This window comes from Pseudomonas sp. TE4620 (assembly GCF_056279045.1).
On the sequence record NZ_JBWBQO010000001.1, the window covers coordinates 1,708,175 to 1,724,362 of the forward strand.

A 16,188-nucleotide genomic window follows, 5' to 3' on the forward strand; every position below is an offset into this window, starting at 1 on the left:
CACGGACTGATTATGGACGACCCTTTCTTGCCACAGCGCTTTTTTGCCGGGGCGGCGATTGTTGTCGCGCTAATTGGCGGCGCTATTTTCGTGTTCTTGCTGGCCAACCCCGGCGGCCAGTTCCCCGGCCTTAGTAGTGCGCTGGCAGTGTTTACCCTGGGCGTCACCAACGGCCTGTGCCTGGCGCTGGTCGGCACTTACTGGTATCTCGCCGGCAAGCCTGCAGGGGCCGGTACGCTGTTGATTTTGCAGGCGGTAGGGCTGCTTGCGTTTGGCGCCTGGTATGTCTCGCTGACGTGAAGCTTGCGCCGGATGCTTTATAGCCACTGGCGCTATTGCACCCTGTTTAACAGCCAATTGAGTTCTTCTGTTTCATACTTTTTTTATATATCTTTCGTGTGCTGCCGACTCACCAAGGAAAATAATAATGAGGTACAGAGGCGCGCACTACTGGGCTTGGGCAGACTGCCAACTGCACAGCCAGGAGCATGAAGAATCGCTGGAGTCCGGAATTACCCTTGATGTCAAGGCGCGGCTTTCGCGCAGTGGTTGTACGCAGTTGTTTCTCGGGGTTTATACCAGTGCCGGCTTACCGGTCGTCGAGGAGTATCACGACCGTCTCGATGAAGTTACGCTGACCCGGGCCATGGTCTGGGGGGTAAAACGCTGTCGGGCGATTGCCGCCGAAGTCATCGAGCTTCACGAACTGCCTTCCATGAATGCTTACGCCGGGTTGCGATCGATCAACTCGGCGCCCTGATTGCGCACATTGCCGACCGCCGCGCTGACCGGGTACCACTCGAACCGCGCCGCCGGCTCGCCCAGGTTCAAGGCCATCTGCTCGGCGTGCTCGCCTGCGGTGGCCGGGTCCAGCCATTGCCGGGCGACAGCCGGCGCCAGCACGATCGGCCGGCGGTCATGCACGTCGAGCAGGCCACCTTCACTGTCTGCGGTGAGGATCACGAACCCCGCATGCTCGCCACTGAACTGGCCGATGGCCGCGCACAGGGCAGGGCGGCCATCGCTGCGGCGAATCAAGTAAGGCTGTTTTTTCGCTGCGCCTTGGTCAACCCATTCGAACCAGTTGTCGATCGGCACGATGGCCCGGTGTGGCCAGATGGCGCGAAAGAATGCGCCGTGGGCGACTTTCTCCACGCGCGCATTGATCGGCGCTGCGCGGTCCCTGGCCCAGTGCGGGCGCCAGCCCCAGGGCAACAAGTCGGCCTGGAGGGTACCGGCCTGCAGGTGCAACAGCGCCACGCGGGTGCTCGGCGCCACATTGTAGTGACCCAGTGCCTGATCGCCGACGTTGTTGACCAGGGCGCCTGGCATGCTCAGGGCGTCGACGAAGTCGTGAATGCCACGGTATTGAGAAAGCCTGCCGCACATGGCGCGTTGCTCCGTGAGGGGCCTATCGCTGGAGGATAGACGCAATCGCCGGGCACGCTTGCGGCGCCGACGCTCAGCTCAACCACCAGGCCGCCAGCGACAGCAGCAGGGCCAGCAAGGTGCCCAGCCAGGCGCTGGCCTCAAATTTCGAACGTTGCACGCTGGCGCGCACCTCGCGCAGGTACTGCGCCTTGGTAGGGGCCCGTTCGCGGTAGCGCAGGTTCTCGGCCAGGTCATGCAGCCGGGCCTCGATGACCGAGCCGACCACGAAGAATGTTGCGCCATAGCTGGCGATGACTATCAGCAGGTACTTCACTGTCGCTCCTTGGCAATACGCTTCCCTTTTCAGCACGGGTTGTCAGCACGGGCTGATATTGACGCCGTGGCGAGCTCGGCTTATACAGGCGCCCCCACGTTCCCGATGCTACAGGACCCCGAGATGAACGACGACGATCTGGACATTCACGAGCCCGAACATGATCACCTGCTTGACCATGAGTTTGCCGAGGACGAGTACGAGCCGCAGGACGAGGTCAATCCGCTGTTCGATCCGCAGGATGACGATGACGAGGATGCCCGCGATTGTGCAGGCGATGACGAAGGATTCTGGGACGAGGGCGTCGACACCCTTGACGACCTCTAGGCACCAGCGCAGCCGCCGGCACCTGGAAGCAGGGCGTGTTTAGCGGCCGTCCAGCGAGAAGCGTCCGGCGCCGGTGACCGAGAGCAACAGCAAGCCACCGACAATGCTCATGTTCTTGAAGAACTGCACGGTGTTGGCTGCTTTGGCCGGCTCGACCATGGTCCAGAACGGATGGCCGATCAGTGCCGTGCCGATCACGAACAGGGCAAACAGGAACGCCAGCGGGCGGGTGTAGAAACCGAGGATGAGGATGATGGCGACGAAGAACTCCATGATCACCGCCACCGCGGCTGCCACTGTAGGCGCTGGCGCGCCGAGCGATGCCAGGTAGCCGACCGTGCCCTCGAAGCCGGTGAGCTTGCTCCAGCCGGACATGACGAAGAGGATCATCAGCAGAATCCGCGCCAGCAGGATGATAACGTCGCGCTGGTTGTCGAAGAGGGTGTAGCGCATGGCGGCCTTCCTTTGTTGTTGGGCAATTTTACCTTAGCAGTTGCCGGAAGGTTTTGCGGCCCGGCTTGCACAAAAAAGGCATAAGGGCAGCCCTGGGTAAATCTCAGGCAGCAAAAAGGCGCCCTAAGGCGCCTTTTCAGAAGATGGTGCGAGTGGCGGGACTCGAACCCGCAAGGCTCACGCCGGCAGATTTTAAGTCTGCTGTGTATACCAATTCCACCACACTCGCACTGGCTCGAGGGAAATGCATTTGATCCCTCAATCAAGCGAGCTTTATAACCCATCGTTATATTCGAGTCAACCGCGTGCAAGGCTCTGGACGGCGCCCCAGGCTAACTCCAGAGCATGCTCAGCAGCACCAGGGCGAGTAGCCCGAGATAGACCTGCGCATGCTTGCGATCATCGATTCTGCCGATCCAGCGCGCCGCCAGCCGGGTGCCGAGCCAGGCGCCGAAGGCCAGCAGGGCAAACGCCGACAGATCGACATAACCGACAAACCGCGCTCCGAAATCGCTACTGGCGGTGATCAGGTAGGTCGCCGTCGCCGCCAGCGCTACCGGCAAGGTCAGCGGGCTGGCCATGGCGGTGGCCTGGGTCATGCCCAGCCCGCGGCGGCGCAGCAACGGCACGCTCATGACGCTGCCGCCCCACCCCCAGCACGCTGGCAATGCCGCCGATCAGCACACCGCAAGTGGCGGTTCTCACGGGCCCGAGCGGGCGCGCTGAAGCCTGGCCGTGGACAAAGCCCTCGCGCAGCAGGCAGTCGAGCAGGGTAAATGCCAGGTAGAGGATGAACGCCCAGCGCAGCCATTCACTGGCCAGGGCGCCCACCAGGGCGGCGCCGAACACCGCGCCGAGGGCGATGTACGCTGCCAATGGCCACAGGAATTCACGGTTGAGGTTGCCAGCACGCCAATGCTTGAGGGTGGCCAGTGCGGCGCTGACAATCATCACGCAGGTGGAGGTAGCCACGGCAATCTGCATGGCCGAGCCGGTGGTGGCCGGGTTCATGCGCAGCAGGTGATACAACAGCGGCACGACGACGAAGCCGCCGCCAAAGCCGAACAGCACCGTGGTGATGCCGCTCAGGCAACCGAACAGGGCCAGGAGTACAAGAAGCATGGAAGGTCGTCCTTTTGCGGGTCAGGAGCGACAGGTTAACCAGCAGTGATTTGGCCGGCTTGAGCAAAGCGGTCAATAATGATCGCCAATCGGCCACGGACTTGCCCCATGTACAATGTCTCGATCAATCTGCTCGATGCTACGCCCCGCGCCGTGGTTGCCATTGGCACTGATTATCCCGACGGCTTCCTGCTGGCGCGCCATCGCCATCGTCGCGCGCAACTGCTCTATGGTGCCACCGGAGTGATGCAGGTGCGCACGCCGGCCGGCGACTGGGTCGTGCCGCCGCAACGGGCGGTGTGGATTGCCCCGGGGGTGGAGCATGAGGTGCTGATGCTCGGCGTCAGTACCCGCAGCCTGTACATCGAAGCCGATGCGCTGATGTTGACGGGCGAGTGCCAGGTGCTGGAGGTTTCAGCGCTGATGCGCCAGTTGTTGCTGGCGGCGGTGGAGATGGACCTGGAGTACGACCAGCAGGGCAGGGACGGGGCGCTGGTCAACCTGCTGCTGCATGAGCTGAGGGCCGCGGCCAGCTTGCCGTTCCACATACCGCTGCCGCGTGACCCGGCGCTGCTCATGCGTTGCCAGGCTTTTTTGCGCACGCCTGATGTGCACCAGTCACCCGCGCATTGGGCGGGTGAACTGCATGTCAGCCTGCGCACTTTCGGGCGCTGGTTTCGCGCCGAAACCGGGATGAGCTTCAGCCAGTGGCGCCAGCGTGCCTGTGTGCTGCTGGCCCTGGCGCGGCTGGCCCAGGGCGAAGCGATCACGCGAATTGCCCTGGACCTTGGCTACGACAGCCCGGCGGCGTTTTCCAGCATGTTCCGCCGCACCCTCGGGCAGACGCCGCGCAGCCTGCGCGATCAGTAGTGGATGCTATCGGCGACGCCGCGCAAGTCATCCACCGAAGTCTTCAGGCCGGCAATCCTGCCCAGCACTTCAACGGCATCGGCCTGGTGGACGGAGTGCTGCAGGTACAACACATGCCCGCGCAGGTCGCGTGAGACCCGCTCAAGATCGGCGGCGGTCGCTTGCAAATCGTCGTGTATGGCTTTCATTCGTAAGTCTGCGGCCACGCGTCGTTCCCTCGAGGTAGGTGGCAGGTCTTAAGTGCGGGGCGACTATAGAGCAATTGACTCCTTGCTGTCATTGCGCCACTGTGGGTTTCATGTTGGATCCAATAGAGGCAAGGGAACGTGGCCAAGCACGCCGCAGCTGAAACCGTCACCGGCAAACCGCGCGTCAAATGGTACTGGCGCGTGCTGTTCGCCAAGGTCTGGCTGGCTGCCGCGTTTTTGTTCCTGAGCCTGCTGGGGGCGGGGGTATTGCTGCTGATGACCAGCGCCGACAGCAGCCTTGATGCCAGCCAGCGCTGGCTGGCGCTGACTGCCGGTATCGGTGTACTGGCGACCTGTACCTACCTGGGCCAGCTGGCGTTGCCGCGTCGGCGGTTGGCAGTGGCGCAAGATTCCGACTAAGTTTTAGACCAGCGCAGGGAATCGCTTGCAGCGTATGCTGTCATATCCAGACAAGCCATTTACGGCTTCGTGGGGCAGCCATGGTCTCATCCGACTCCGATCTTCATGTGATGCACGCCAGTCGCTTCGAGCAACTGGTGCAAACCGTGGTTGACTACGCCATCTACATGCTCGACCTCGAAGGCCATGTGGTGTCCTGGAACGCAGGCGCCCAGCGGATCAAGGGCTACCGCGCCGAAGAAGTCATCGGCAAGCATTTCTCGATGTTCTTCACCCCCGAAGATTGTGCCGATGGCAAGCCGGCCCGACTGCTTGAACGGGCTTTGAGCACCGGTGGCGCCCAGGATGAAGGCTGGCGCCAGCGCAAGGATGGCACGCTGTTCTGGGCGCTGGTGGCGCTGGATGTGATCAAGTCGCCGGACGGCGAGGTGGTCGGGCTGGCGAAGATCACCCGCGACATCACCGACCGCCGTGACGCGGCGCTGCAACTCGATGAGGTCCGAGCCCAGCTGTTCCAGTCGCAAAAGCTCGAAGCCCTCGGCCAGCTGACCGGGGGCATGGCCCACGACTTCAACAACCTTTTGACCATCATCATCGGCTCGGCGCGACTGGCCCTCAACAGCCGCGACCCGCAGCGCACCCGGCGCTTGCTCGAACACATCCTTGACGCTGGCGAGCGTGGCAGCCAGATGACCCAGCAGCTGCTCAGTTTCGCCCGCCACAAGGCGCTGAAGTTCGGCCGCATCAAGGTACCGGATCTGGTCGAGTCGACACGCCTGCTGCTTGGCCAGACCTTGCCTGTCTCGGTGGAGTTGCAGGTGCTGCTGGCCGACGAACTGTGGGATGTCGAAGTCGACGCCGGGCAGTTGCAGATGGTCTTGCTCAACCTGATCTTCAATGCCCGCGATGCCATCGACGGCGAGGGGACGATCACCATGCAGGCGCGCAACTGCGAGCTGCAGGGGCGTCCCGACGGCTTGCTCGGGCGCTTTGTCTGCATCAGTGTCAGCGACACCGGGCGGGGTATCGACAGCAAGATACTGCCGCGCATCTTCGAGCCTTTTTTCACCACCAAGAGTTTTGGCAAGGGCACCGGCCTGGGCCTGAGCCAGGTCTATGGTTTTGCCAAGCAGAGCAACGGCACGGTCAGCGTCAGCAGTGAAGCGGGCAAGGGCACCTGCATGAGTGTCTACCTGCCGGTCTACACCGCCAACCCCGGCCCTGAACGCGGAGGTGCATAGCATCGTGGAACAACTCAAACGCCTGGCCACCGGTATTCCCGGTCTCGACGAACTGCTCAAGGGTGGGCTGGTGGTCGGTGCTTCCTACATCGTCCAGGGCCGGCCTGGCTCGGGCAAGACCATCCTCGCCAACCAGCTGGCCTTCAATCACGTCAGCCAGGGTGGGCGCGTGCTGGTGGCGACGCTACTGAGCGAATCCCACGAGCGTTTGTTCCAGTACCTGTCGACCTTGAGCTTTTTCGACCCCGGCAAAATCGGCGCGCAGCTGCAGTTCGTCAGCGCCTTCGACACCCTCGAGCAAGAGGGCCTGGATGAAGTGGTAAAACTGCTGCGCGGCGAGATCAGCCGCCACCAGGCCAGCCTGCTGATCGTCGACGGCCTGCTCAATGCCCGATCGCGCGCGGAAACGCCGCTGGACACCAAGAAATTCATCGCCGAGCTGCATGGTCATGCCGCCTTCGCCGGTTGCACCGTGCTGTTCTTGACCAGCTCGCGGCTGGAGGACGGCAGCCCCGAACACACCATGGTCGACGGCGTCATCGAGCTGGGTGACGAGCTGCTGGGCAGCCGCTCGGTGCGCCGGATCCAGCTGCGCAAGACCCGCGGCAGTGGTGCATTGTCGGGTATTCACGAATGCGAAATCACCGAACACGGCCTGCAGGTTTACCCGCGCCTGGAATCACTGTACAGCCACCCCAGCGGGCACGGCATGGGCGAACTGATGCGCATTCCCAGCGGCGTGCCGGTGTTCGACCGCCTGCTCGGCGGCGGCCTGCCGGCCGCCTCGGTGACCCTGGTGATGGGCCCCTCGGGCATCGGCAAGACTTCACTGGGCGTGAGCTTTCTCGGTGCGGCAACAGCGGCAGAACCCGGCCTGCATTTCGGCTTTTATGAAACCCCGCAGCGCCTGCGTCTCAAGGCTGGCGCCCTGGGCTACGACTTCGCCGCCATGGAGCGCGCCGGGGCCTTGCACATTGCCTGGCAACCGACCACCGAAGGCGTGCTCGATGATGTCGGCATGCGTTTGTTGCGCCTGGTCGAGCAGCACAGCATCAAACGCGTGCTGATCGACAGCCTCGGCGCGTTCACCCGCCTGGCCAGCAACCCGACGCGCCTGAATGAATTCTTCCGCGCCCTGACCGGCGAGCTGCGGGCCCGTGACGTCAGCGTCCTGGCCACTTGGGAGATGCGCGATATCTTCGGCTCGGAAATCAACGCGCCGGCACCGGACCTTTCGAGCATTGTCGACAACCTGCTGTTGATGCGCTTTGTCGAGATGGACTCGGAGCTCAAGCGCTTGCTGTCGATCCTCAAGGTGCGCGACAGCTATTACGACCCGGCCCTGCTGGAGCTGATCATCAGCGACCATGGCATCGACCTGCAAAAAGCCTTTACCCAGGCCACGGGGGTGATGTCCGGCACGCCTTCGCAGGTGCCTGGATCATGAGGCCGGGGGTGGCAACGGCATGAGCACCATTCTGGTCGTCGACGACGAGTACCTGATCGCCAATATCCTCGGCTGGGCCCTGGAAGACGAAGGTTTCGACGTGGAGCTGGCCGGCAATGGGCAGAAGGCCCTGGACGTATTGAAAGGCAAGCGGGTGGAGTTGGTGATCACCGATTACATGATGCCGGTGATGGATGGCGAGGCGTTGGCCGTCAGTATTCGTGCAGAGCCACTCTTGCAAGGCTTGCCGATCATACTGATGAGCGGGGCGCAGGCTCACAAGGGGCGGGACAATCCCGGGCTGTTCGCCGCCGTGTTCGACAAACCCTTCGACATCGAGCAACTGATTGCCAAAGTGAAGGAACTGGTCGATACGCCCGAGGCGCCTTGAGGCCTGTGACTGCAACCGGGCGGGTTGCCAGTGTCAGGATCAAGCGCATCCGTGCGGCTTGAGTCGGTTGGGGGCTGCTTAGTGCTCGTCGCCTCCTTTTTCCGGTGCCGGGCTACCGGCCTGAATGCGTTTGAAAATCTCTTCGCGGTGCACCTGAACATCTTTCGGTGCATCGATGCCGATCCTCACTTGCATCCCTTTGACGCCCAGAATGGTGACTTTGATGTCATCGTTGATGACGATGCTTTCGCCAACCTTGCGGGTGAGTATCAGCATGTATATCTCCTTGGTAACGTAAGTTGCCTTGCGGGCGCGGCCCGCAGAAGCCGGGATCACACAGGGGTGCATCCCTCTTTCCCTTCATTAAAGACGCTTTCGGCGGATATTAATTCCCCCGAACACAGATTCTGTAGTGAGTCTTTAGTCGCAGGTGCCGATTGGCTGGATGAGCACTCCGAAGCAGCGAGTGCTGCCCGTACCCGCAAGCATAGGGGGGTTGAAGGAATATGGGAAATTTCTCTGCATGATACCCAAGGTGGGTTTCGCTGAATGGCTTTTCAAGGGGCCGCCAGGTTTTGCAGAAACAGCGCCAGGGCCACTTCCTCGGCCTCCAGCCCCTTGCGCGTGCGCGCCCGTGGCAGCTTGGCCAGCTCGCCGAGGGTGAAATGCTCGAACAGCGCCGGGTGGATGTAGCAGCGCCGGCACACCGCCGGGGTGTTGCCCAGGCGGCTGGCGACCTGCCTGACGGTCTCGACGATCTGACGTTTGGCCTCCTGCTCCGGTTGCCATTCAAGCTGGCGCAACAGGCTCAGGGCCAGGGCGCTGCCGGCCCAGGTGCGGTAATCCTTGGCGGTGAAGTCGCTGCCGGTCAGCTCCTGCAGGTAGGCGTTGACGTCGGCTGAACCGACGCTGTGGCGCTGGCCCTGGTCATCCTGGTACTGGAACAGGTCCTGGCCGGGCAGGTCCATGCAGCGTTTGATCAGGTTGGCCAGGCGCCGGTTCTTCACCGTCACCTGATGCTCGATACCGCTCTTGCCGCGAAACTGAAAGCGGATGGCGCTGCCGTCGACCTTGACGTGACGGGTGCGCAGGGTGGTCAGCCCGTAAGACTTGTTGTCGCGGGCGTACTGGCGGTTGCCGATGCGGATCAAGGTGCTGTCGAGCAGGCTCACCACCAGGGCCATGACCTTTTGCCGATCAAGCCCCGGCCGCGCCAGGTGGCTGTCCAGTTGCCGGCGCAGCTTGGGCAGCAGGCTGGCAAAGTCCAGCATGCGCGCGTACTTGTGGCTGTCGCGGTAACTGCGCCAGTCGGCATGGTAGCGGTACTGCTTGCGCCCGCGGGCATCACGGCCGGTAGCCTGCAGGTGGCCTTGCGGGTCGGCGCAGATCCACACATCGGTGTAGGCCGGGGGGATCACCAGGGCCTTGATCCGCTCAAGGGTGGCCGGATCTTTGACCCGCCCGCCTTGCCCATCGAAGTAGGCGAACTTGCCGCGCAGGCTTTTGCGCCGCAGGCCTGGCTGGCTGTCATCGACATAATGCAAGGCGGCGGGCAGGGCGGTGTCGGGCATGGCGCAGGTCCGGTTGCGGGGTTTGTACTATGGACCGCAAGCTCAACCCAACAGTGCCACCGACTTTATCTGTGCCCACAGCGACTGGCCGGCGTGCAGCTGCAGCTGGTCGGCGGAGTAGCGGGTGATGCGCGCCAGCAAGGTGGTGCCGGCGGCGTCCAGGCTGACCAGCACGTGGGCACTGTTGTCGGCCGGGCGATGGCCGCTGACGGTCACCGGCAGGCGATTGAGGATGCTCGATTGCTGGTCGGCGCCAAGGCTCAGGCTGACGTCCCGCGCCTGCACCTTCAAGCGCAGCGGCATGCCCACGGCCAGCGGTTCGTGGGCCACGCGCAATTGCAGGTGGCTGTGCGGCAGTTGCAGGCTGAGCAACTGATAGTCGCTGCTGTAGGCGCTGACCTGGCCTTCGATGATCACCCCGGCGTCGTCGCCCTGGGCCAGCGGCAGGTCGAGGCGCGCGAGGGTGGCGGCAATCGGCCCGCTGGCCTGGACCTTGCCCTGCTCAAGCAGCACCAGGTGATCGGCCAGCCGTGCCACTTCATCCTGGGCGTGGCTGACGTAGACCAGCGGAATCTCCAGCTCGCTGTGCAGGCGCTCGAGGTAGGGCAGGATCTCGCGCTTGCGCGGGCCGTCGAGGGCTGCCAGCGGCTCGTCCATCAACAGCAGTTGCGGGCTGCTCAGCAGCGCCCGGGCAATGCCCACGCGCTGGGCTTCGCCGCCGGACAGGGTGGCTGGCTTGCGCTGTAGCAGGTGCTCGATGCCGAGCAGTTCGCAGGCCTGCTCGAGGCTGACCTTGCGCTGCTGGGTGGGGATGCGCTTGTAGCCGAAGGTCAGGTTGGCGCGCACCGACAGGTGCGCGAACAGGCTGGCCTCCTGGAATACGTAGCCGATCGGGCGCTGGTGCGGGGCAATGAAATGCTCGCGGCGCGAGTCCTGCCAGATCTCGCCATTGACCTCGATGTAGGCTTCGGGGGCCCGTTCCAGCCCGGCCAGGCAGCGCAGGCAGGTGGTCTTGCCGGAGCCTGAATGGCCGAACAGCGCACTGATGCCGCGCCCGGGCAGTTGCAGGTCGACATCCAGGCTGAAGTCGGCGCGGTCCAGTTTCAATCGGGCGTGAATCATCGCCGCCATGCTCAGCTCCAGGCCGATTTGCCCCGGCGGCTGGAGTACAGCGCCAGCAGCACGAGGAAAGAGAATACCAGCATGGCCCCGGCCAGCCAGTGGGCCTGCAGGTACTCCATGGCTTCGACGTGGTCGAAGATCTGCACCGAGACCACCCGGGTCTTGTCGGGAATATTGCCGCCGATCATCAGCACCACGCCGAACTCACCGACGGTATGGGCAAAGCCGAGGATGCTGGCAGTGATAAAGCCTGGCCGGGCCAGGGGCAATACCACATGGACGAAGGTGTCCCAGGGGCTGGCACGCAGGGTCGCGGCCACTTCCAGCGGGCGTTCACCGATGGCGCTGAAGGCGTTTTGCAGCGGCTGTACGACGAAGGGCATCGAATACACCACCGAACCGATCACCAGGCCGCTGAAGCTGAACACCACGGTGCCCAGCCCCAGCGCCTGGGTGGTCTGGCCGATCCAGCCGTTGGGCCCCAAAGCCAGCAACAGGTAAAAGCCGATCACCGTCGGTGGCAGCACCAGCGGCAGGGCCACCACCGCGCCCACCGGCCCGCGCAGCCATGAGCGCGTGCGCGCCAGCCACCAGGCGATGGGGGTACCAATCAGCAACAGAATCAGCGTGGTCAGGCTGGCCAGTTTGAAGGTCAGCCAGATGGCGCCGAGGTCGCTGGCATCCAGTGGCATCAGATTTCGTAACCGTAGGATTTGATCACGGCTGCGGCTTTCGGGCCCTTGAGGTATTCAACCAGGGCTTTGGCCGCGGCGTTGTCCTTGCCTTTGTTGAGAATCACCGCGTCCTGCTTGATCGGCTCGTGCAGGTTGGACGGCACGATCCAGGCCGAGCCGCTGCTGACCTTGCCGTCCTTGTAGATCTGCGACAGGGCGACAAAGCCCAGTTCGGCATTGCCGGTGGAGACGAACTGGTACGCCTGGGTAATGTTCTGGCCTTCGACGATCTTGCCCTTGGTGGCCTCGGTCAGCTGCAGCTTGCTCAGTACCTGGGTAGCGGCCAGGCCGTAGGGCGCAGCTTTCGGGTTGGCAATCGACAGGTGCTTGAACTCATTCTTTTTCAGCACATCACCCTTGGCATCGACATAGCCTTCCTTGGCCGACCACAGTGCCAGGGTGCCAATGGCGTAGGTGAAGCGTGAGCCCTTGACGGTGTCGCCTTCGTTCTCGAGCTTTTCCGGGGTGCTGTCGTCGGCGGCAAGGAACACTTCGAACGGTGCGCCGTTCTTGATCTGCGCGTAGAACTGGCCGGTGGCGCCGTAGGCGGCCACCAGCTTGTGGCCGGTGTCCTTCTCGAAATCCTTGGCAATCGCCTGGATCGGCGCGGTGAAGTTGGCGGCGACGGCTACCTGTACCTCATCGGCCCAGGCGCTGTTGAAGGTCATGAAGGTGGCCAGGGCGGCCAGGGCAAAACGAGGTGCGCACTTACTCATGAAAAACAGCTCCACAGGCTGAGGGGGTAGTCGTTATATAGGTGAATATATAGCGAATGCCCGACCAACGGGAAGTACTGCTTCAGCGTTTGAGCTGGGCGAGGGCGTTTTGTGCCAGTGTGCGGGTCAGTTCACCGGCCGCCAGGGCCTGGCCCAGACGCAGCGCCTGGCCTGCCCAGAGGTTGCTGAAATCGCTGTTGCCCTTTGGCTCGCTGATGGCCCGCAGCGGCATCAGCGCACCGCCGGCCAGGGGAAAGCGCGGTGCCAGCTCGCTCATCGGCCCCAGCTCGCGCATGATGCGCGTGTTGATACCACGCGCCGGGCGCCCGGTGAACAGGTTGGTCAGCGCCGTGTCGCTTTCCTTGGCGCTGTGCAGCGCCTGGCGATGAGCCGCCGAGACCTTGGCCTCGGGGCAGAACAGGTAAGCGGTGCCCAGTTGCACCGCCGAAGCGCCCAGCGCCAGGGCGGCGACGATGCCGCGGTGGTCGCCAATGCCGCCCGCGGCAATCACCGGCACCTTCACAGCATCGACAATCTGCGGCACCAGCGCCAGGGTGCCGACCTGGGTAGTGAGGTTGCTGCTGAGGAACATCCCGCGGTGGCCGCCGGCTTCATAGCCCATGGCGATGATTGCGTCGCAGCCGTGATCTTCCAGCCACAGCGCTTCATCCACGGTGGTGGCGCTGGACAGCACCTTGGCGCCCGTGGCCTTGACCCGCTTGAGCAGGCTGGCTTCGGGCAGGCCGAAGTGGAAGCTCACCACGGCCGGCTTGTAGTGCTCGACCAGCTGGCAGCTGGCGTCGTCGAAGGGCGCGCGGTTGGACACCGGTGTGGGCGCATCGAAGTCGGCGCCCAGCTCCAGGTAATACGGCTTGAGCGCCTGCTTCCAGGCCGCATCGCGCTCAGGGTCCGGCTGCGGCGGCTGGTGGCAGAAGAAGTTGAGGTTGAGCGGGCCGTTGCTGGCCTCGTTGAAGGCCTGCAACTCGGCGCGGATCTGATCCAGGCTCAAGGTGGCACACGGCAGCGAACCCAGGCCGCCGGCGTTGCTTACGGCAATGGCCATGGCTGAACCGGTGGAGCCGGCCATTGGCGCCTGAAGGATCGGCAGCTCGATGCCGAGCAGATCGAGGAGACGGGTGTCCGGCCATTGGCGCATGCCTGGGGTTCCTTGTGCTGAGGAGGGTGTTACAGCGCTTTGCTCACCTTGATATCAGTGATTTTCTTGGCGTCTTCGCCGTGCAATTGTTGCAGCGCTGCCTGCACGTGCTCAGGCGCATCGCTGATCATCTGGGCGAAGTCGAATCGTTGCTCGCCATCGATCTTGTACTTGATCACGAACTTGGTGGTCTGGCTCATGGGCTTATCTCAGCTTCGACGACGAACGGCGAATGAACTTGATGGTATGGGTGAAGGTTGGCTTGGTCACTGCCGACAGGGCGCGCGGGCCGACGGTGTCGATGGTGATGTTCCAGAAACCGGTGCTGGGCACGGTGATCTTCGCCGGGAAGTCGACAAAGGCGCCGCCGTGGTAGGTGTGACGGCCGCCGTTCTTGAAGCTGCGGAAGTTGGCATCGTTCATCAGGCGGATATTGCAGCGCTGGGAGCAATGAATGACCACGATGTCATCCTCGTTGAGGTGCTCGCGCTGGTGTACGAATTTCATGTTGCACTCCGCATTGGATCTGTCAGCAAATCAAAACGATACCATGATGTCGGTTACACTGTCGGCCTTCGTGCCAGGCCCAGGATAAAACTGCCAATCAAGGGAGCAAAATGGTCTGCGCGCGGTCTTATTCTTTTTCCGTGGTGGAGGTGTGCTTGATGAAGTGGGTCGTAGCAGCGTTGGCAGTAACGCTGGGTGGCTGTGTGAGTGTGTCGGAGCTGGAGCACAGCCCGGAAACCCTCAATGTGATTTCTGGCAAAAAACCCCAGGAATACGCGGACTGCGTGCAGCAGCAATTGACCGAGTCGCGCGGACAACTGACCGTGGAAGAACGCCACGACGGTCTGCGCCTGGTGGTGCCGCAAAAGGTCGGCGGCGGCCCGGCGGCGCTGGTGGATATCGACAAGCGCGGTAGCGGTAGCAGCATCAAGCTGTATGAGCGCCTGAACAACTTCCCGCTGCGCCTGGGTGATGTGAAGACGGCAGCGACGCGCTGCATCTCGGGCTAAATCCTTTTTCGGCTAATCGATTCAGCTGGCATCTAGCCATCTTTCTGCGTTGTAGCTTGCGGCGTATAGGCCTACTATTCATAGGCTTATACTTATTAAGCCTAAGCTTATAACAAGAAAATGGAGTCCGTGATGATCCCACTGGATCGCATCCTGATCAGCAGCCTGCTGCTGTTTTCATTGCCTGCCGCACATGCCGTCGATGGCCAGAAAATCTTCACCCAGGGTGGCCAGAACCCGGCCGCCATGGCCTGCCTGGGTTGCCATGGCGCCGACGCCAAGGGCATTGCGCCTGCCGGCTTTCCGCGCCTGGCCGGCCTGCCTGCGGCGTACCTGAGCAAGCAACTGCACGACTTTCAGAACGGCAGCCGCAAGCACCCGATCATGGAGCCGCTGGCCAAGGCCCTCAGCGCCGAGGAAATCCAGGCGGTGACCACGACCCTGGCGACCATGCCCAGCGAGCCTGCCAGCGATATCCACCGCCAGCAGATGGCTGCCGACCCGGTGCAGAAGCTGGCGCTGTACGGCGACTGGAACCGCAAGATCCCCGGCTGTGTGCAGTGCCACGGCCCGGGCGGCGCCGGTGTTGGTGAGCATTTTCCGCCACTGGCCCATCAACCGGCCACCTATCTGGTTGCCCAGCTCAACGCCTGGCGCGACGGCAGCCGCAGCAACGACCCCAATCAGTTGATGGTCGGTGTGGCCAAGGCGATGACCGATGACGAAATAAAGGCCGTGGCCAACTACTTCGCCAACCCTGTCAGCCCGGAGGTCAAGCCATGAAGCCGATGATTCTCGCTGCCCTGACCCTGGCCTTTGGCAGTGTCCATGCTGCGCCGATTGCCATGGAAGACCAGTCGCAACTCAAGACCCCGCCAGCTGCCGCGCCTGGCTTTACCCCGCCGGCAGAAAGCGAGCTGCCCGACAACGCCTACGGCAAGATGGTCCGCGATGGCTACGCCTTGTTTGTCGACACACGCCGGCTCATGCCTGACAACGTTGGCAACGGCCTTAACTGCAGCAACTGTCACCTCGACCAGGGCCGCCTGGGCAACTCGGCGCCGCTGTGGGGCGCGTATCCCATGTACCCGGCCTATCGCAAGAAAAACGACAAGGTCAACACCTTCGCCGAGCGCATCCAGGGCTGCTTTCAGTTCAGCATGAACGGCAAGCCGCCAGCGGCCGACAGCCCGCAGATGACAGCCTTGTCGGTCTATGCCTACTGGCTGGCGAGCAAGGCGCCGATTGGCGTCGAGAGTGCTGGCCGCGGCTACCCGGAGGTGGCGCAATCGGCGCAAGGTTACGACTTCAAACGCGGTGAGCAGGTGTACCAGGCCCAGTGCTCCATTTGCCACGGCGCCAATGGCGAAGGGCAGAAGGTAGCCGGCAACTACGTGATGCCGCCATTGTGGGGCAAGGACTCCTACAACTGGGGCGCCGGCATGCACCGGATCAATACCGCCGCCTCCTTCATCAAGCACAATATGCCCTTGGGCAAGCCCGGCAGCCTGAGCGACCAGCAGGCCTGGGACGTGGCCGCTTACATCAACCGCCACGAACGGCCGCAGGACCCGCGCCTGGTCGACGGCTCGATCGAGAAGACCCGGCTGAAGTTCCACGCCAATGACGGCGTCAACCTCTATGGCCAGAAGGTCGACGGGGTGCTGGTCGGGCAGGGCATGTAGGCATCGGCTGTTTAACTGCCGGTG

At 63.0% G+C, this 16,188-nt stretch carries 23 protein-coding genes, 1 tRNA gene and 1 pseudogene; 11 read left to right on the forward strand and 14 right to left on the reverse strand.

Going from position 1 to position 16,188, the window contains the following annotated elements; all coding sequences use genetic code 11:
* The first annotated feature begins 12 nt into the window (after positions 1-12).
* Entirely contained in the window at positions 13-300 is a 288-nt protein-coding gene (locus tag ACZ9A3_RS08175) for a hypothetical protein (protein WP_093383989.1), read from the forward strand.
* Between the two features lie 127 nt (positions 301-427).
* A complete protein-coding gene (locus tag ACZ9A3_RS08180; RefSeq protein ID WP_045196693.1) occupies positions 428-760 on the forward strand; it encodes a hypothetical protein in 333 nt (110 codons plus the stop codon).
* Here the strand turns inward: ACZ9A3_RS08180 and ACZ9A3_RS08185 are convergent.
* Positions 724-1,389, reverse strand: a complete 666-nt coding sequence (locus ACZ9A3_RS08185; protein ID WP_093383984.1) for an SOS response-associated peptidase family protein — start codon at positions 1,387-1,389, stop codon at positions 724-726. The two genes, ACZ9A3_RS08180 and ACZ9A3_RS08185, sit on opposite strands and share 37 nt — an antisense overlap.
* A 73-nt stretch (positions 1,390-1,462) precedes the next feature.
* The gene (locus tag ACZ9A3_RS08190; protein WP_093383979.1) at positions 1,463-1,705 is read right to left on the reverse strand and encodes a hypothetical protein; all 243 of its coding nucleotides are present in this window, start codon (positions 1,703-1,705) and stop codon (positions 1,463-1,465) included.
* 123 nt (positions 1,706-1,828) lie between these two features.
* On the opposite strand from ACZ9A3_RS08190, the gene ACZ9A3_RS08195 reads away from it, so the two are divergent.
* On the forward strand, positions 1,829-2,032 hold the full coding sequence (locus tag ACZ9A3_RS08195) for a hypothetical protein (RefSeq protein ID WP_093383976.1): 204 nt from the start codon (positions 1,829-1,831) through the stop codon (positions 2,030-2,032).
* A 39-nt stretch (positions 2,033-2,071) separates the two neighbouring features.
* On the opposite strand, the gene ACZ9A3_RS08200 is transcribed toward ACZ9A3_RS08195, so the two are convergent.
* The 3 genes and pseudogenes from ACZ9A3_RS08200 to ACZ9A3_RS08210 all read right to left on the reverse strand — a co-directional run bounded on the left by ACZ9A3_RS08200 (position 2,072) and on the right by ACZ9A3_RS08210 (position 3,607).
* Entirely contained in the window at positions 2,072-2,485 is a 414-nt protein-coding gene (locus tag ACZ9A3_RS08200; RefSeq protein WP_045196701.1) for a DoxX family protein, read from the reverse strand.
* Between the two features lie 144 nt (positions 2,486-2,629).
* Positions 2,630-2,714, reverse strand: a tRNA-Leu gene (locus ACZ9A3_RS08205).
* A gap of 103 nt (positions 2,715-2,817) precedes the next feature.
* Positions 2,818-3,607, reverse strand: a pseudogene (locus ACZ9A3_RS08210) (sulfite exporter TauE/SafE family protein).
* Positions 3,608-3,715: 108 nt separating this feature from the next.
* On the opposite strand from ACZ9A3_RS08210, the gene ACZ9A3_RS08215 reads away from it, so the two are divergent.
* Complete coding sequence (locus ACZ9A3_RS08215) at positions 3,716-4,477, forward strand: AraC family transcriptional regulator (protein WP_123567729.1); 762 nt, start codon at positions 3,716-3,718, stop codon at positions 4,475-4,477.
* Here ACZ9A3_RS08215 and ACZ9A3_RS08220 read toward each other — a convergent pair.
* Positions 4,471-4,665, reverse strand: coding sequence for a hypothetical protein (locus tag ACZ9A3_RS08220; RefSeq protein WP_045196707.1), 195 nt, complete (start codon positions 4,663-4,665; stop codon positions 4,471-4,473). The genes ACZ9A3_RS08215 and ACZ9A3_RS08220 overlap by 7 nt on opposite strands.
* 138 nt (positions 4,666-4,803) lie before the next feature.
* Here ACZ9A3_RS08220 and ACZ9A3_RS08225 point away from each other — a divergent pair, with 138 nt between their 5' ends.
* The 4 genes from ACZ9A3_RS08225 to ACZ9A3_RS08240 all read left to right on the forward strand — a co-directional run bounded on the left by ACZ9A3_RS08225 (position 4,804) and on the right by ACZ9A3_RS08240 (position 8,164).
* Positions 4,804-5,085: a hypothetical protein gene (locus ACZ9A3_RS08225; RefSeq protein ID WP_213601589.1), complete on the forward strand. Its 282-nt coding sequence runs from the start codon at positions 4,804-4,806 to the stop codon at positions 5,083-5,085.
* A gap of 80 nt (positions 5,086-5,165) precedes the next feature.
* Positions 5,166-6,326 (forward strand): two-component system sensor histidine kinase NtrB, encoded by a 1,161-nt coding sequence (locus ACZ9A3_RS08230; protein ID WP_258597490.1) that lies wholly within the window; start codon positions 5,166-5,168, stop codon positions 6,324-6,326.
* A gap of 1 nt (position 6,327) precedes the next feature.
* Positions 6,328-7,773 (forward strand): ATPase domain-containing protein, encoded by a 1,446-nt coding sequence (locus ACZ9A3_RS08235; RefSeq protein ID WP_476253324.1) that lies wholly within the window; start codon positions 6,328-6,330, stop codon positions 7,771-7,773.
* A 19-nt stretch (positions 7,774-7,792) separates the two neighbouring features.
* Positions 7,793-8,164, forward strand: coding sequence for a response regulator (locus ACZ9A3_RS08240; protein WP_045196714.1), 372 nt, complete (start codon positions 7,793-7,795; stop codon positions 8,162-8,164).
* A gap of 78 nt (positions 8,165-8,242) precedes the next feature.
* On the opposite strand, the gene csrA is transcribed toward ACZ9A3_RS08240, so the two are convergent.
* The 8 genes from csrA to ACZ9A3_RS08280 all read right to left on the reverse strand — a co-directional run bounded on the left by csrA (position 8,243) and on the right by ACZ9A3_RS08280 (position 13,970).
* Positions 8,243-8,440: a carbon storage regulator CsrA gene (gene csrA, locus ACZ9A3_RS08245; RefSeq protein ID WP_010223936.1), complete on the reverse strand. Its 198-nt coding sequence runs from the start codon at positions 8,438-8,440 to the stop codon at positions 8,243-8,245.
* A gap of 281 nt (positions 8,441-8,721) precedes the next feature.
* A complete protein-coding gene (locus ACZ9A3_RS08250) occupies positions 8,722-9,735 on the reverse strand; it encodes a DNA topoisomerase IB (RefSeq protein ID WP_476252368.1) in 1,014 nt (337 codons plus the stop codon).
* A 42-nt stretch (positions 9,736-9,777) separates the two neighbouring features.
* Positions 9,778-10,866, reverse strand: a complete 1,089-nt coding sequence (modC, locus tag ACZ9A3_RS08255) for a molybdenum ABC transporter ATP-binding protein (protein WP_476252369.1) — start codon at positions 10,864-10,866, stop codon at positions 9,778-9,780.
* A gap of 2 nt (positions 10,867-10,868) precedes the next feature.
* Positions 10,869-11,549: a molybdate ABC transporter permease subunit gene (modB, locus tag ACZ9A3_RS08260; protein WP_045196720.1), complete on the reverse strand. Its 681-nt coding sequence runs from the start codon at positions 11,547-11,549 to the stop codon at positions 10,869-10,871.
* Entirely contained in the window at positions 11,549-12,307 is a 759-nt protein-coding gene (modA, locus tag ACZ9A3_RS08265) for a molybdate ABC transporter substrate-binding protein (protein WP_476252370.1), read from the reverse strand. Before modA ends, modB begins: the two co-directional genes overlap by 1 nt.
* An 82-nt stretch (positions 12,308-12,389) precedes the next feature.
* Positions 12,390-13,463, reverse strand: coding sequence for an NAD(P)H-dependent flavin oxidoreductase (locus ACZ9A3_RS08270; RefSeq protein WP_093383947.1), 1,074 nt, complete (start codon positions 13,461-13,463; stop codon positions 12,390-12,392).
* Positions 13,464-13,492: 29 nt separating this feature from the next.
* A complete protein-coding gene (locus ACZ9A3_RS08275; protein ID WP_093383944.1) occupies positions 13,493-13,663 on the reverse strand; it encodes a hypothetical protein in 171 nt (56 codons plus the stop codon).
* Positions 13,664-13,667: 4 nt separating this feature from the next.
* The gene (locus tag ACZ9A3_RS08280; protein WP_038995738.1) at positions 13,668-13,970 is read right to left on the reverse strand and encodes a DUF1883 domain-containing protein; all 303 of its coding nucleotides are present in this window, start codon (positions 13,968-13,970) and stop codon (positions 13,668-13,670) included.
* 158 nt (positions 13,971-14,128) lie between these two features.
* Between ACZ9A3_RS08280 and ACZ9A3_RS08285 the strand changes: the two genes are divergently transcribed.
* The 3 genes from ACZ9A3_RS08285 (at position 14,129) to ACZ9A3_RS08295 (ending at position 16,164) form a co-directional block, all read left to right on the forward strand.
* Complete coding sequence (locus tag ACZ9A3_RS08285) at positions 14,129-14,479, forward strand: hypothetical protein (protein WP_093383941.1); 351 nt, start codon at positions 14,129-14,131, stop codon at positions 14,477-14,479.
* Between the two features lie 132 nt (positions 14,480-14,611).
* On the forward strand, positions 14,612-15,262 hold the full coding sequence (locus ACZ9A3_RS08290) for a c-type cytochrome (protein ID WP_476252371.1): 651 nt from the start codon (positions 14,612-14,614) through the stop codon (positions 15,260-15,262).
* Positions 15,259-16,164 (forward strand): c-type cytochrome, encoded by a 906-nt coding sequence (locus ACZ9A3_RS08295; protein WP_093383938.1) that lies wholly within the window; start codon positions 15,259-15,261, stop codon positions 16,162-16,164. Before ACZ9A3_RS08290 ends, ACZ9A3_RS08295 begins: the two co-directional genes overlap by 4 nt.
* Positions 16,165-16,188: the final 24 nt, after the last annotated feature.

What these genes read in the sequence shown, in the direction of transcription:
- ACZ9A3_RS08175 (WP_093383989.1), top strand. Translation starts at nt 13, where the DNA reads ATGGACGACCCTTTCTTGCCACAGCGCTTTTTTGCCGGGGCGGCGATT.
- ACZ9A3_RS08180 (WP_045196693.1), top strand. Translation starts at nt 428, where the DNA reads ATGAGGTACAGAGGCGCGCACTACTGGGCTTGGGCAGACTGCCAACTG.
- ACZ9A3_RS08185 (WP_093383984.1), bottom strand. Translation starts at nt 1,389, where the DNA reads ATGTGCGGCAGGCTTTCTCAATACCGTGGCATTCACGACTTCGTCGAC.
- ACZ9A3_RS08195 (WP_093383976.1), top strand. Translation starts at nt 1,829, where the DNA reads ATGAACGACGACGATCTGGACATTCACGAGCCCGAACATGATCACCTG.
- ACZ9A3_RS08200 (WP_045196701.1), bottom strand. Translation starts at nt 2,485, where the DNA reads ATGCGCTACACCCTCTTCGACAACCAGCGCGACGTTATCATCCTGCTG.
- ACZ9A3_RS08215 (WP_123567729.1), top strand. Translation starts at nt 3,716, where the DNA reads ATGTACAATGTCTCGATCAATCTGCTCGATGCTACGCCCCGCGCCGTG.
- ACZ9A3_RS08220 (WP_045196707.1), bottom strand. Translation starts at nt 4,665, where the DNA reads ATGAAAGCCATACACGACGATTTGCAAGCGACCGCCGCCGATCTTGAG.
- ACZ9A3_RS08230 (WP_258597490.1), top strand. Translation starts at nt 5,166, where the DNA reads ATGGTCTCATCCGACTCCGATCTTCATGTGATGCACGCCAGTCGCTTC.
- ACZ9A3_RS08240 (WP_045196714.1), top strand. Translation starts at nt 7,793, where the DNA reads ATGAGCACCATTCTGGTCGTCGACGACGAGTACCTGATCGCCAATATC.
- csrA (WP_010223936.1), bottom strand. Translation starts at nt 8,440, where the DNA reads ATGCTGATACTCACCCGCAAGGTTGGCGAAAGCATCGTCATCAACGAT.
- ACZ9A3_RS08250 (WP_476252368.1), bottom strand. Translation starts at nt 9,735, where the DNA reads ATGCCCGACACCGCCCTGCCCGCCGCCTTGCATTATGTCGATGACAGC.
- modC (WP_476252369.1), bottom strand. Translation starts at nt 10,866, where the DNA reads ATGGCGGCGATGATTCACGCCCGATTGAAACTGGACCGCGCCGACTTC.
- modB (WP_045196720.1), bottom strand. Translation starts at nt 11,549, where the DNA reads ATGCCACTGGATGCCAGCGACCTCGGCGCCATCTGGCTGACCTTCAAA.
- modA (WP_476252370.1), bottom strand. Translation starts at nt 12,307, where the DNA reads ATGAGTAAGTGCGCACCTCGTTTTGCCCTGGCCGCCCTGGCCACCTTC.
- ACZ9A3_RS08270 (WP_093383947.1), bottom strand. Translation starts at nt 13,463, where the DNA reads ATGCGCCAATGGCCGGACACCCGTCTCCTCGATCTGCTCGGCATCGAG.
- ACZ9A3_RS08275 (WP_093383944.1), bottom strand. Translation starts at nt 13,663, where the DNA reads ATGAGCCAGACCACCAAGTTCGTGATCAAGTACAAGATCGATGGCGAG.
- ACZ9A3_RS08280 (WP_038995738.1), bottom strand. Translation starts at nt 13,970, where the DNA reads ATGAAATTCGTACACCAGCGCGAGCACCTCAACGAGGATGACATCGTG.
- ACZ9A3_RS08285 (WP_093383941.1), top strand. Translation starts at nt 14,129, where the DNA reads ATGAAGTGGGTCGTAGCAGCGTTGGCAGTAACGCTGGGTGGCTGTGTG.
- ACZ9A3_RS08290 (WP_476252371.1), top strand. Translation starts at nt 14,612, where the DNA reads ATGATCCCACTGGATCGCATCCTGATCAGCAGCCTGCTGCTGTTTTCA.
- ACZ9A3_RS08295 (WP_093383938.1), top strand. Translation starts at nt 15,259, where the DNA reads ATGAAGCCGATGATTCTCGCTGCCCTGACCCTGGCCTTTGGCAGTGTC.